Annotated in this window: 2 protein-coding genes (1 of these 2 only partly in view); both read left to right on the top strand. The window is 73.0% G+C overall.

Annotated elements, in window-relative coordinates; translation table 11 throughout:
* Window positions 1–8,025, top strand: the 3' end of a protein-coding gene (locus KY5_RS03275; protein ID WP_098240744.1) for a non-ribosomal peptide synthetase. Its footprint begins 9,468 nt before the window's first position; the window shows 8,025 of its 17,493 coding nt (coding positions 9,469–17,493); the start codon falls outside the window, past its left edge; it ends in the stop codon at window positions 8,023–8,025.
* A complete protein-coding gene (locus KY5_RS03270) occupies window positions 8,022–15,215 on the top strand; it encodes an amino acid adenylation domain-containing protein (RefSeq protein ID WP_098240743.1) in 7,194 nt (2,397 codons plus the stop codon). Before KY5_RS03275 ends, KY5_RS03270 begins: the two co-directional genes overlap by 4 nt.

Here is a 15,215-nt window from a genome sequence, read left to right as displayed (position 1 = left end):
AACCGCATCCGCGCGACCCTGTCGGCCGAACTCTCGGTCCGCCAGGTGTTCGAGTCGCCCACGGTCGCAGCCCTGAGCACCGCCCTCGACGGCGCGGAGCGGGGCCGCACCCCGGTCACCGCCGTCACGCCGCGCCCGGACCGGCTGCCGCTCTCGTTCGCCCAGCAGCGGCTCTGGTTCCTCGAACGGCTCCAGGGGCCGAGCCCCACGTACACCATGCCCGCGGCGGTACGGATCACCGGCCGGATCGACATCGACGCGCTGCGGCAGGCGCTCGCCGACACGGTGGCCAGGCACGAGGCGCTGCGCACCGTCTACGCCGAGGACGCCGAAGGGCCGCACCAGGTGGTGCTCGACCCGGGAACGGCGCCCGAACTGCACACGGTGGCGACCACCGAGGAGGAGCTGGCCGAGCGCGTGGCCGACGCCGCGCGGCGGCCCTTCGACATCCGCACCGAACTGCCGGTGCGCTGGCACCTGTTCAGCCTGGCGGAGGACGAGCACGTCCTGCTGATGCTGATGCACCACATCGCGGGCGACGGCTGGTCGATGCCGCTCATCGGCCGGGACATCGGCGCCGCCTACGCGGCGCGGTGCGCGGGAGAGCGGCCGGGCCGGCCGCCGCTGCCGGTGCAGTACGCGGACTACGCGCTGTGGGAGCGCGCGGTGCTCGGCGACGAGGGCGACGCCGACAGCGTGCAGGCACGTCAGCTCGACCACTGGCGGAAGACGCTGAGCGGCAGCCCGCAGGAACTGGTGCTGCCCACGGACCGGGCCCGCCCCGCGACCGCCAGCCACCAGGGCGACCTGGTCGGCTTCGAGATACCCGCCGAGCTGTACGGGCGGCTGCGGCTCCTGGCCCAGGAGACCCGCTCCAGCCTCTTCATGGTCTTGCAGGCCGGTCTCGCCGCCCTCCTGACCCGGCTCGGCGCGGGAACGGACATCCCGCTCGGCGCCCCGGCCGCGGGCCGCGGCGACGACGCGGTGGGCGAGGTCGTCGGCGTCTTCGTCACCACCCTCGTCCTGCGCACCGACACCTCGGGCGACCCCACGTTCGCCGAGCTGATCGAGCGGGTGCGCGGGACGGACCTGGCCGCCTACGCCCACCAGGACGTCCCCTTCGAGCGCCTCGTGGAGGTGCTCGCCCCCGAACGGTCCCTGTCCCGCAACCCGCTCTTCCAGGTCGCGCTCGCACTCAACAACACCGCGCGGTCCGGGGTTTCGGAGGCGCTGACGCTGACCGGCACCGACATCGCTCCGTACGAGGTGAGCACGGCCACGGCCAAGGTCGACCTCGCCTTCGCCCTGCACGAGCGGCCCGAGGCGCACCAGGACGGACTGCACGGCGTCCTGGAGTACAGCACCGACCTGTTCGACCGGGAGACGGTGGCCGACCTTGCCGAGCGCTTCGTACGCCTGCTGGACTCGGCGTCCGCCGAACCCGGCCGTCGCATCGGCGAGGCCGACGTCCTCGACGCCGGTGAACGCCGCCGTGTCCTGGAGAGCTGGAGCGCGACGGGCGACGCCCTGCCGCCGCGCACCCTGCGCGCCATGGTCGAGGAGCAGGTGGCACGCACCCCGGAACACATCGCCGTGGAGAGCGGGGAGCGGCGCCTCTCGTACGCGGAGCTGAACGCGCGGGCCAATCGCCTCGCCCGCGTGCTGGCCGCCGAAGGCGCGGGACCCGAGAGCCTGGTGGCGCTGGTCCTGCCGCGCGGCGAGTCCTGGATGGTGGCGATGCTCGCCGCCGTCAAGGCCGGGGCCGCGTGGGTGCCCGTCGACCCCAACTACCCGGCCGACCGCATCGCGTACATGATCGATGACGCCGCACCGGTCCTGGTGCTCGCCGACGCCGACACCCGGGGCGCGGCGGCCGAGGCCCTCGGCGCCGCCGGGACCGAGCGGCTCGTCGACCTCGACGCGCCGGCGGTGCGCGCGCGGCTCGCGGCGGCGCGGGACACCGACCCGGAGGAGGGCGGCGACGTGGCCGCCGCGTGCCCGGACAACACCGCGTACGTCATCTACACCTCGGGCTCCACCGGCCGCCCCAAGGGCGTGGCGGTCACCCACCGAGGGCTCAACTCGCTGCTCACCAGCCACATCGAGAACCTGGCCATGGACACGTCGAGCCGGGTGCTGCAACTGATGTCGCTCAGCTTCGACGCCGCCGTCGCCGACGTCACCCAGGCGCTGGTCTCCGGCGCGACCCTGGTGCTCGGCCCCGCCGACGCCAGGCTCACCGGTGACGAACTGGCGGACCTGATGACCGAACGGGCCGCCACGCACATCCTGCTGCCGCCGCCCCTCCTTGCCACCGTGCCCGAGGAGCGCGTCACCACCCTGCGGGCCGTCATGACGGGCGGCGACGCCTTCGGGCCCGAACTGGCCCGGCGCTGGACCCGCGGCGGGCGCAGGATCATCGACGCCTACGGTCCGACCGAGGCCACGGTCACCGCGACCATGAGCGCGCCCCTGGCCGAGGGCGAGACGCCGCACATCGGCAGGCCGGTGGCGGGCACCCGGGTGTACGTACTCGACGAAGGGCTGAACCCGGTGCCCCCGGGCGTCGGCGGCGAGCTGTACATCAGCGGCGCCGGTCTCGCCCGCGGGTACGTGCGGCGCGCGGCGCTGACCGCCGAGCGGTTCGTGGCCTGCCCGTTCGGCGGGCCCGGCGAGCGGATGTACCGCACCGGAGACCTCGTGCGCTGGCGCCGCGACGGCACCCTGGAGTTCCTCGGCCGGGCCGACGACCAGGTCAAGATCCGCGGTGTCCGTGTCGAGCCCGGCGAGATCAGGGCCGCCGTCGCGGACCTGCCCGGCGTCGCGCGGGCCGAGGTCGTGGTGCGCGAGGACCGGCCGGGCGACCGGAGCCTCGTCGCCTACGTGGTCCCCGCCGACGGCGCGTCACCGACCCCTTCGGCGCTCCGCGCCGACCTGGCTCTGACGCTCCCCGACCATCTGCTGCCCTCGGCGTTCGTGCTCCTGGACGCCATGCCGCTGACGCCCAACGGCAAGCTCGACCGTGCGGCACTCCCGGCGCCCGAGCGCACCGCGGAGGGCCCCCGGCGGGAGCCGCGCTCACCGCGCGAGGAGATCCTCTGCGGGCTCTTCGCCGAAGTGCTCGGCGTGGAGCAGGTGTTCATCGACGACTCCTTCTTCGACCTCGGCGGGCACTCGCTGCTGGCCACGCGCCTCGCCAGCCGCATCCGGACCGTCCTGCGCACCGAGGTCGGCATCCGCACCCTCTTCGACGCGCCGACCGTCGCCGGGCTCGCCGCCGCGCTCGACGGCGGCCCCGGTGGCCGCGCCGCCCTCACGGCGGGGCCGAGGCCGGACCGCGTCCCGCTCTCCTACGGACAGCAGCGGCTGTGGTTCCTCAACCGCTTCGAAGGGCCGAGCGCCGGTTACAACATGCCGCTGTCCCTGCGGCTCTCGGGCCCGCTGGACCGCGCGGCCCTGGCCGCCGCGCTGCGCTCCGTCGTGGCCAGGCACGCACCGCTGCGCACCGCCTTCGGCGAGGACGACGAGGGCGCCTTCCAGCGGGTGCTCACCCCGGAGGAGGCGGACATCGGCCTGGTCGTGCTGCCCGTCACCGCGGAGGAACTGGACGACAGGCTGGCGGCGGAGGCCCGGCACCCGTTCGACCTGAGCACCGAACTCCCGCTGCGGGCACGGCTGTTCGCACTGTCCGACGACGAGCACGTCCTGCTGCTGCTGATGCACCACATCGCCGCGGACGGCTGGTCGATACCGCTGCTCGCCCGCGACCTGACCCGCGCCTACACCGCGCGGCTCGAGGGCGAGGAGCCCACGTCGGCCGAACTCCCGGTGACGTACACCGACTACACGCTCTGGCAGCGGGAGCTGCTCGGCTCCCAGGACGACCCGGACAGCGAGATCGGGTCCCAGCTCGCCTACTGGACGAAGACCCTGAGCGGGCTGCCGGAGGAGCTCGCACTGCCCACCGACCGCCCCCGGCCCGCCTCTCCCTCCTACCGGGGCGACCGCTTCGACATCACCGTCCCCGACGCGCTGCACGCCCGGCTGCGTGAGGTCGCCCAGGCGCACGACGCCAGCGTCTTCATCGTCCTCCAGGCGGCCCTGGCCACCCTGCTGTACCGGGTGGGGGGCGGCAGCGACATCCCGGTCGGCTCCCCGGTCGCCGGGCGGACCGACGAGGCGCTCGACGACCTGGTGGGCTTCTTCGTCAACACCCTGGTGCTGCGCACGGACGTCTCCGGCGGCCCCACCTTCGCCGAGCTCATCGGACGGGTCAGGGAGACCGTGCTGGACGCCTACGCCCACCAGGACGTGCCCTTCGAACGGCTGGTGGACGCCCTCAGCCCCGAACGCACCCTGGCCAGGCACCCGCTCTTCCAGGTGGTGCTCTCGCTCAACAACACCGACCCGGTGCCGCCCGGCACCGAGGCGGGCAGCCACGGCCTGAGCGTCACGCCCCACCCCGTGGGAACCGGCACCTCCGGCTTCGACCTGCTCTTCGGATTCGGCGAGGTGCCCGCGAGGGACGGCGCCGATGGCGGCATGTACTGCTCGGTGGAGTACAGCACCGACCTCTTCGACGAGAGCACCGTACGGGGCATCGCCGACCGCTACCTGCGGCTCCTCGACGCCGTGACGAGGGACCCGGGCCTCTCGGTCGACCGCGTCGACGTCCTGGAACCCGCCGAACGCGAACTCGTCCTCGGCACGTGGAACGACACCGCGCGGGAGCTGCCGCGCGAGACCTGGCCCAGCCTGTTCGAGGCGCAGGCTGCCCGCACCCCGCACGGCATCGCCGTCGAGTGCCAGGGCACGGCCGTGTCGTACGCGGAACTCAACGCACGCGCCAACCGGCTCGCGCACCACCTCATCGACCTGGGCGTGGGCCCCGAGCAGTTCGTGGCCGTGGCGCTGCCCCGCACCGACGAACTCGTCGTCGCGCTGGTGGCCCTGCTCAAGGCGGGCGCGGGCTATCTGCCCATCGACCCCAACTACCCCGCCGACCGCATCGCCTACATGCTCGGACAGGCCCGTCCGACGCTGTTCGTGACCACCTCCGAGACGGCCGCGACGCTGCCCGTCGGCGACGCGCCCCGGCTCCTGCTCGACGACCCGGCGACGCGCACCGCGGTCGCCGACCGTCCCGCGCACGATCCGACGGACCGGGACCGGGTCGCACCGCTGCGGCTCGAAGGCGCCGCGTACACGATCTACACCTCCGGCTCGACCGGCCGTCCCAAGGGGGTGGTCGTGCCCCACACGGGCCTGGCCTCGCTCGCGGCCGCCCACGCCGAGAAGCTGGCCCTCGACGAGGCCAGCCGGGTGCTCCAGCTCGTGTCGCCCAACTTCGACGCCGCCATCGGCGACTACGTGATGACGCTGCTCACCGGCGCCACCATGGTCCTCGGCCCGGTGTCGGGACTCGTCGGCGGAGACGAACTGGCCGACCTGGTGACCCGCGAGCGAGTCACGCACACCGCGCTCCCGCCGACCCTCCTGGCCACCCTCGACCCTGAACGGGCACCCTCCCTGCGCGGAGTGCTCATGGGCGGCGAGTCCTTCTCCGCCGAACTGGCCCAGCGCTGGTCGCAGGCGGGGGTCCGGGTCATCAACGTCTACGGCGCCACGGAGTCCACCGTCCTGACGACCATGAGCGACCCGCTGCGCGGCGACACCGTGCCGGACGCCGGAGGCCCCATTCCCAACGACCGCCTCTACGTCCTCGACAGCGCGCTCAACCCGGTGCCGCCGGGCGTCACGGGCGAGGCGTACCTCGCGGGCGAGGGAGTGGCCCGGGGCTACCTGAACCGGCCCGACCTCAGCGCCGACCGGTTCGTCGCCGATCCGTTCGGCCTCGCGGGCGCCCGCATGTACCGGACGGGCGACCTGGTGCGCTGGACCTCCGCGGGCTCGGTGGTGTTCGTCGGCCGCGCCGACGAGCAGGTCAAGATCCGCGGCTTCCGCGTCGAACTCAGCGAGATCGAGGCCGTACTGGCCCAGCACGCCTCGGTCGCCCAGGGCATGGTGACGGTGCGCGAGGACCGGTCGGGCGACCGGCGCCTGGTGGCCTACCTCGTGGGCGCGTCGGGAGACGTCGACACCGGCGAGATCCGCGACCACCTCACCCGCAGCCTGCCCGACTACATGATCCCGGCCGCGCTGATCGGCCTCGACGAGTTCCCGCTGACGCCCAACGGCAAGCTCGACCGCTCGGCCCTGCCCGCACCGGACTTCGGTGCGGGACCGCTGGGCGGGGGAGAGCCGGGCACCGAGCGCGAACGGCTGCTCTGCGAGCTGATCGCCGACGTCCTCGGCCTCGAACAGGTCGGTGTGGACCAGGAGTTCTTCGCCCTCGGCGGCGACAGCATCATGTCCATCCAACTGGCCAGCCGGGCCCGCAGGCGCGGCCTGGTGATCTCGGCGAAGGACGTCTTCGAGCACAAGACGGCCGCCGCGCTCGCCCGCGTGGCCACCGAGACCGACGGCGGGAGCGTCGAGGAGGAGGGCGCGGGCGTCGGACCCGTCCCGCTGACCCCGATCGTGCACTGGTTCGCCGAACTGGGCGGCCCCGTCGACGAACTCCACCAGTGGCGGGTGCTCCAGGCCCCTGCCGGCTGCGACCAGGAACGCCTGGTGGCCACCGTGCAGGCCCTGCTCGACCACCACGACGCGCTGCGGCTGCGCCTCACCGTCGACCCCGGCGCGCCCAGGGAAGGGACCGGCGCGGGTGACGGCTGGCAGCTCGAGGTCAGGGCCCCCGGCGCCGTCCCCGCCGACCCCATGGTGCGGCGCGTCGAGTGCGCGGGTCTCGAGGAGGACGCCTACCTCAAGCTGATGGTCGAGCACGCGCACGCCGCGCGGGAACGGCTCTCGCTCCAGGAGGGCAGCCTCGTACAGGCCGTGTGGTTCGACCGGGGAGCGGACGAGCCGGGACGGATCTTCCTGAGCGTCCACCACATCGCCGTCGACGGAGTGTCCTGGCGCATCCTGCTCCCGGACCTCGAAGAGGTGTGGCAGGCGGTGGTCAAGGGCGAGCAGCCCGCGCTGCAGCCGGTCGGCACGTCCCTGCGCGGCTGGTCCCTGCGGCTCGCCGACTGGGCGCAGCACCCGGCAAGGGAGACCGAACTCGCCCACTGGCAGGAGGTCCTCGCCCACGACGAGCCGCTCATCGGGAAGCGGCCGATGGACCCGGAGCAGGACGTGAACGAGCGCGGCGCGACACTCGCCCGTACGCTCTCGCCCGATCTCACCCAGGCCGTACTGACGACCGTTCCCGAGACCTTCCGCACGGGTGTCGACGAAGTCCTGCTGACCGCGCTGGCCATGGCCGTCGCCGATCTGCGGGGCGACGGCACCACGGGAGTCCTGGTGGACCTGGAGGGCCACGGCCGTGAGGAGGAGATCCTGCCGGGCACCGAACTGTCCCGGACCGTCGGGTGGTTCACCAACATGTACCCGGTGCGCCTCGATCCCGGTGTCTACGACCACGCCGAGGCGCTGGCCGCCGGGCCCGCCGCGGGCCAGGTGCTCAAGCGGATCAAGGAGCAGCTGCGGGCCGTCCCGGACAACGGGATCGGCTACGGCGCTCTGCGCCACCTCAACCCCCGCACGGCACGCGCCCTCGCCGCACGGCCCGGGGCCCAGATCGGCTTCAACTACCTGGGCCGGTTCACCGAGTCGGAGACCACCGAGGCCGCGACCGACTGGTCGGTCCTCGCGGACCTCAGCGGAGTCGGCGGACAGGCACCCGGCATGCGGCTGCCGCACGCCGTCGACCTCGCGGCCGTGACCCGAGACGGCGCGAACGGGCCGGAACTGACGGCCCATTGGCTCTACGCGAAGCACGTGCTCTCCCAGGAGGAGGTCCGCCGTCTCGCGGACGCGTGGTTCAGAGCCCTCGAGGCACTGGTGGAGCACGCCCGCCGGCCGGCCACCGGCGGATACACCCCCTCGGACATGCCTCTGGTGGAGCTGAGCCAGAGCGAAATAGATCTGCTGGAAGGCGACTGGAGGATGTCGGAATGAGTCAGCCCGGGCTGGAGGAAATCCTGCCGCTGTCCCCGCTGCAGGAAGGGATGTTCTTCCACAGCGTGTACGACGAGAGCGCACCTGACCTGTACGCGGTGCAGCTCGTCGTCGATCTCGAAGGTCCACTGGACCGTGCGGCCCTCAGGGCCGCGGCGGAGGGGCTGCTGCGTCGCCACGCGAACCTGCGGTCGAGCTTCCGCTACGAAGGGGTCAACCGCCCGCTCCAGCTCGTGCACCGCGAGGTGCCGGTGCCCTGGAACGACGTGGACCTCACCCCGCTGAAGGAGGAGGACCGCGCCGCCGAGGCCGACCGCGTCGTCACCGAGGACCGGGGCCGCCGCCTCGACCTGTCCAAGCCGCCCCTGATGCGCTTCACGCTCGTCAGGATCGACGACGACCGTCACCGCTTCCTGCTGACGTTCCATCACATACTGCTCGACGGCTGGTCGTTGCCCGTCCTGTGGCGGGAGCTCTTCGCCCTCTACAACAGCAGGGGCGACGCGTCGAAGCTGCCGCACGTGCGCCCCTACCGCGACTACCTCGCCTGGCTCCAGGGCCAGGACCGGGTCGCCGCCGAGAACGCCTGGCGGGAGGCGCTCGCCGACCTGGAGGGGCCGACGCTGGTCGCGCCCGACGCGGGCACGGTGTCGATGGTGCCCGGGCAGGTCAACGTCAGGCTGTCCAAGGAGGTCACGGACCGGCTCACCGACTGGGCCCGCGACGAGGGCCTCACCATGGGCACCGTCCTCCAGGGCGTCTGGGCGGTGGTGCTCTCGCGCCTCACCGGACGCGACGACGTGGTCGCCGGAGTCACCGTCTCCGGACGGCCCTCCGAGATCGACGGCGTCGAGGGCATGCTCGGCCTGTTCATCAACACGGTTCCCATGCGGGCCAGGCTGCGCCCCTCCGAACCGATGGCCGCGTTCCTGCGACGGCTCCAGGAGACGCAGACCCGTCTGCTGCCCCATCAGCACATCGGCCTCGCCGACATCAGCAAGGCCGTCGGTGCCGAGGGCCGCGGCGGACTCTTCGACACCCTCACCGTCTTCGAGAACTACCCCTCGGGCGGCGGCGGTGGAGCGTCGTCGGCCGCCCTGAAGGTGACCCGGGTCGACAGCCAGGACGCCAACCACTACCCGTTGTCGCTCATCGGCGCGCCGGGCGAGCGCATCTGGCTGCGCCTGGACCACCGCCCCGACCTGTACGACGAGGCCGCGGCACGGCAGATCATGGACCGGGCCGTACGAGCCCTGGAAGCGGTCGCGGCCGCCCCGGAGAGCCCGGTCGCCCGGATCACTGCGGCGGCCGAGCCGGGTGGCGCCGACACGCTGGCGCGGGACCTCACGGGAGCCGAGCGGGCCGTTCCCGACGCCCCGCTCGCGCAGCTTTTCCGCGACCAGGTCCTGCGGGTGCCCGACGCCCCCGCCCTGGTCCACGACGGCGGCGTGGTCACCTACGCCGAACTCGACGAGCGCGCCAACCGGCTCGCGCACCGGCTCATCGACGAGGGCGTGCGCCCCGACTCCCCGGTCGTGCTGCTTCTCGAGCGCTCTCCCGAGGTACCCGTCGCGGTCCTTGGCGCCCTCAAGGCGGGCGGCCACTACGTCCCCCTGCACCACAGCTACCCGCTGGAGCGGATGCGGCAGGCCGTCGCCGACGTCGGCGCGGAGGTGGTCGTCACCGACCTCGCCACGGCCGAGCGCGCCGAGGAACTCGGCCTGCGCACGGTCGTCGTGGACGCGCGGGACGGCGGGTCGTGGCCGTCCACCGACCCCGGCGTGACCGTGAGCCCGGACCAGGCGGCGTACACGATGTTCACGTCCGGCTCCACCGGCAGGCCCAAGGGCGTGGTGGTGACCCAGCGGGGCGTGGCCGAACTCGCCTTCGACGCCCGCTGGCACACCGGCGCCCACGAGCGGGTCCTGATGAACGCCACGCTCGCCTTCGACGCCTCCACCTACGAACTGTGGGTGCCGCTGCTCGCCGGACACCAGATCGTCGTCGTGCCGCCGGGCGAGGTGGACGTGGACGCCGTGGAACGGACCGTCACCCGGCACCGGGTCACCGGCGCGCTGCTGACCACCGCGCTGTTCAACCTCCTCGCGGAGGAGCGCCCCGGAGTCTTCGCCGGGATGCGGGACATCACCACGGGCGGCGACGCGGCGTCGGCCGAGGCGTTCCGCAGGGTCCTCGAACACTGCCCGGGCGTCACCGTGTCGAACCTGTACGGCCCGACCGAGATCACCATGAACGCCACCCACCACGCCGTCACCGACGCCGGCGCGCTCGGGTCCGTGGTGCCCATCGGCGGTCCCATGGACAACACCCGGCTCTACGTGCTCGACGCGAACCTGCTGCCCGTGCCCGACGGCGTGCCGGGAGAGCTGCACGTCGCGGGCGCGGGCCTGGCGCGCGGCTACGCGGGCCGCACGGCCCTGACCGCGGAGCGGTTCGTCGCCGATCCGTTCGGGCCGCCGGGCACGCGCATGTACCGCACCGGCGACCTGGTCCGCCGCACCGCGGACGGCGTCCTGGAGTTCGCGGGGCGCGCCGACCACCAGGTCAAGATCCGCGGGTTCCGGATCGAACCCGGCGAGGTCGAGGACACCATCGCCAGGCACCCCTCGGTCGGCCAGACGGTGGTCCTGCCGCGCCTGGACAACGCCGACGAGAAGCGCCTGGTGGCCTACGTGGTGCCCGCGGCGGGCGGCGAGGACACCCTCGACATCGAGGAGCTGCGCGCGCACACCGCGCAGACCCTGCCGGGCTACATGGTGCCCACCGCGTACGTGCCGCTCGTCTCGCTGCCTGTCCTGCCCAACGGCAAGGTGAACCGCAAGGCCCTCCCCGAACCCGACTGGGACACCGCGGTCCTCGGCCGAGGCCCGCGCAATCCCCGTGAGGAGATCCTCTGCGGCCTCTTCGCCGAGGTGCTCGGAGTCGCCAGGGTCGGCATCGACGAGGACCTCTTCGAACTGGGCGGCAACTCGCTCATGGCCACCCGTCTGGTGAGCCGCATCCGGTCCACCCTCAAGACCGAACTGGCCATCCGCGAACTGTTCGAGGCGCCGACGGTGGCCGCGCTCTCCGGCGTCCTCGACCGCACCGGCGGCGGCCGCACCGGCATCCGCGCCGCCTCGCCGCGCCCGACGCGCGTCCCGCTCTCCTTCGCCCAGCAGCGCCTCTGGTTCCTGCACAAGGTGGAGGGGGCGAGCCCCACCTACAACCTCCCCGTGCCGCTGCGGCTGAGCGGCCGGCTCGACGACGCCGCCCTGCGTGCCGCGCTCGCCGACGTGGTGGCCCGCCACGAGCCGCTGCGCACCGTGTTCGCCGAGGACGCCACGGGCCCGTACCAGAAGGTGCTGCCCAGCGCGCCCGTCGACGTGGAGACCGTGCCGACCACCGAGGAGCGGCTGCGCGGCCTGCTCGACGAGGCCGTGGAGCACCGGTTCGAGCTGAGCGGTGAACAGCCCCTGAAGGTCTGGCTGTTCCGGCTCTCCGAGACCGAACACGTCCTGCTGCTGCTCATGCACCACATCGCGGCCGACGGCTGGTCGATGCCGCTGCTGCGGCGCGATCTGACCGTGGCCTACGCGGCGCGCGTCGCGGACCGCGCCCCTGAGTGGCAGCCGCTGCCGGTGAACTACGGCGACTACGCCCTCTGGCAGCGGGAGATGCTGGGCTCCGAGGACGTCGCCGACTCGGCCATGTCCCGCCAGCTCGCCCACTGGAAGGAGGAGCTCGCCGGGCTGCCGGAGGAGCTCGAACTCCCCGCCGACCACGAGCGCCCGCGCGTCGCGAGCGGCGACGGCGGCATGCTGATCTTCGACGTGCCCGAGGGGACGCACGCGGGCCTCGCCCGGCTCGCCCGCGACACCCGCTCCACGCTGTTCATGGTCGTCCAGGCCGGACTCGCCGGGCTGCTCTCCCGGCTCGGCGCGGGCACCGACATCCCCATCGGCACCCCCATCGCGGGACGCACCGACGACGCCATCGGGGAACTCGTCGGCTTCTTCGTCAACACCCTGGTGCTGCGCACCGACGTGTCGGGCGACCCCACGTTCAAGGAACTCATCGCCCGGGTCCGCGACACCGACCTGGCCGCCTACGCCCACCAGGACGTCCCCTTCGAGCGCCTGGTCGAGGTGCTCAACCCCGAAAGGTCGCTCTCCCGCCACCCGCTCTTCCAGGTCCAGCTGTCGTTCAACAACAACGACCAGCAGGCCGCCGCGAGCGTGCAGGGGCGCCTGCCGGGGCTGACCGTCTCCAACGAGCCGGTCACCGTCAACACGGCCAAGTTCGACCTGCTGTTCTCGTTCGCGGAGCGGCGGGGCGCGGACGGCACACCTGCCGGAATGCAGGCGTCGTTGGAGTACAGCCGCGACCTGTTCGGCGACCGCACCGCGCAGTCCCTCGTGGACAGCCTGCTCAGGCTGCTCGACATGGCCGTGGAGAACCCCGCGGCGCGGGTGCGGCGCATCGACGTGCTCTCCGCCGAGGAGCGCGAGCAGGTCCTCACCGCATGGAACGACACCGGTGAAGAGCGGCCGTGGCGCAGCCTGCCCGAGCTGTTCCAGGAGCGGGTCGCCCTGGTCCCCGACACCTTCGCCGTGGTGCACGAGGACGTGGCCGACGACGGCACGCCCCGCGGTGTCGAGCGGCTGACCTACGCCCAGCTGAACGCGCGGGCCAACCAGATCGCCCGGCTCCTCATCGACCTGGGCGTCGGTCCCGAGACCTACGTGGCCGTCGCCATGCCGCGCTCGCCGCTCCAGGTCACCGCCGTGTGGGGGATCCTGAAGACCGGCGCCGCGTACGTGCCGATCGACCCCACCCACCCGGCCGAGCGCGTCGCCTACATGCTCTCCGACGCCGAACCCACCGTGGTGCTCACCAGCTCGGCGGTCGTGGACCTGCTGCCCGGCGAGCGCGCCGACCACCTGGTGCTCGACGACCCGGCGGTCCGCGAGACGCTCGGCGCGTTCGCGGACACCGACGTCACCGACGCCGAGCGCCCGCCGCTGCTGCCCGACCATCCGCTGTACGTCATCTACACATCGGGTTCGACCGGCCTCCCCAAGCCCGTCGTGATGCGGGCAGGAGGCCCCGCGAACCTGATCGCCTGGCAGGACGTCCTGCTGCCGCAGAGCAGGATCACCGCCCAGTTCGCCCCCGTCGGCTTCGACGTGTCCGTCCAGGAGATCCTCTCCGCGCTGGTCTACGGCAAGACCCTGGTGCAGTGCCCGGAGGACGTACGACGCGACGCCGAACGCCTGGTGGCCTGGCTCGACCGGCACCAGGTGCAGGAGCTCTTCGCGCCCAACCTCGTCGTGGAGGCGATCAGCGACGCGGCCTGCGAACGCGGCATGGACCTGCCGGCCCTGCGCGACATCGTGCAGGCCGGGGAGGCGCTCGTGCCCAGCGAGTCCATCCGGGCCTTCCACGCGCGCGTGCCGGGCCGCCGCCTGCACAACCAGTACGGCCCGGCCGAGACCCACGTGGTGACGGGCTGCGTCCTGCCGGAGGACGCGGCGGGGTGGCCCGCCGCCCCCGCGATGGGCGGGCCCATCACGGGCGTCAGGCTGTACGTCCTCGACGAGGCGCTCCGCCCGGTCGCGGCGGGCCGCTCCGGCGAGCTGTACCTCGCGGGCACCGGCGTGGGCCGCGGCTACCTCAACCGCCCCGGCATGACGGCCGAGCGCTTCGTCGCCGATCCGTTCGGCACGCCGGGCGGACGCATGTACCGGACGGGGGACGTGGTCCGCTGGACCCAGGAGGGTCAGATCCGCTACGTCGGCCGCGCCGACTTCCAGGTGAAGATCCGCGGCTTCCGCATCGAACCGGGCGAGGTGGAAGGGGTGTTGACCCGGCACCCGGCCGTGGCCAAGGCGGTCGTCCTGGCCCGTGACGAAGGCCGGGGCGAGAAGCGCCTCGTCGCCTACGTGGTGCCGGACGCGTCGGCAGGAGAGTCCGGGGGAGCGGTCGACGACGAGGAACTCGCCGCGCACGTCAGGCAGAGCCTGCCGGACTACATGGTCCCCTCGGCCTTCGTGACCATGGACGCCTTCCCGCTGACCCGCAACGGAAAGCTGGATCGCCGCGCGCTGCCCGACCCGGGTCTGCGGCCCGCCTCCTTCGTGCACCCCCGCACACCGGAGGAGAAGGTACTGGCCGACCTCTTCGCCGAGCTGCTCGGCCTGCCGGCGGTCAGCGTCCACGACGACTTCTTCCGGCTCGGCGGCCACTCCTTCCTGGCGACCAGGCTGGTGCGCCGGGTGCAGTCGGACCTCGGGGTGGAGATCTCCGTACGCACGGTCTTCGAGGCGTCCACCCCGGCCGGACTCGCCCGCGAACTGGGCTCCGACACATCGAGCGACCCGCTCGCCCCGCTGCTGCCGCTGCGCCCCAGGGGGGATCGTCCCGCGCTGTTCTGCGTCCACCCCGGCTCGGGCACCAGCTGGTCGTTCGCCGGACTCCTCACCCACCTGGACACCGACCAGCCCGTCTACGGGCTGCAGTCCAGGGGCCTCACCGAGCCGGACGAGATGCCCGGCACGATCAAGGAGATGGCCGCCGACTACATCGAGCGGATGCGCACGGTACAGCCGACCGGCCCCTACGCGGTCCTCGGCTGGTCGTTCGGCGGCCTGGTCGCCCACGCGATCGCCGTCCAACTGGAGGAGCAGGGCGAGGAGGTGAGCGTGCTCGGCATCATGGACACCTACCCGCCGGACCTGGAGGCCGAGGCCCCCAACTGGTCCGACGCGGAGATCATCGCGCCCCTGCTGGCGTCCGGGTTCGACTTCGACCTGACCCAGCTCGCCGAGGACCGTGACGCCGTCCTCGGCCGCTACGCGGCCTATCTCGACGAGGAGAACAGCCGGTTGGCCGCGCTCGGCGAGGAGGGCCTCGTGAAGAGCATGAACGCCTACGTCCACAACAACCGCCTCATGAAGACCTTCGATCCGGGCGTCTTCGGCGGGGACGTGCTGTTCTTCACCGCGGCCCGCCCCACCCCGGGGATCGAGCACCCCGAGGAGGTGCAGGAGAGGCTGGTGCCCGAGTCGTGGCGGCCCTACGTCAAGGGCACCATCGCCGACCACGTGGTGGACACCACGCACGGCGGGATGCTCTCCGAGGCGGAGGCCGTCGCCGCCATCGGCAGGGCGCTCGCCCAGGAGCTGTGA

The organism is Streptomyces formicae, assembly GCF_002556545.1.
Taxonomy (GTDB): Bacteria; Actinomycetota; Actinomycetes; order Streptomycetales; family Streptomycetaceae; genus Streptomyces; species Streptomyces formicae_A.
Note: the sequence above shows the minus strand (reverse complement) of the source record. Positions and strands in the feature narration are given on the sequence as shown.

Bases quoted from the DNA above. Each gene is read 5' to 3' on its own strand.
- KY5_RS03270 (WP_098240743.1), top strand. From the start codon at position 8,022: ATGAGTCAGCCCGGGCTGGAGGAAATCCTGCCGCTGTCCCCGCTGCAG.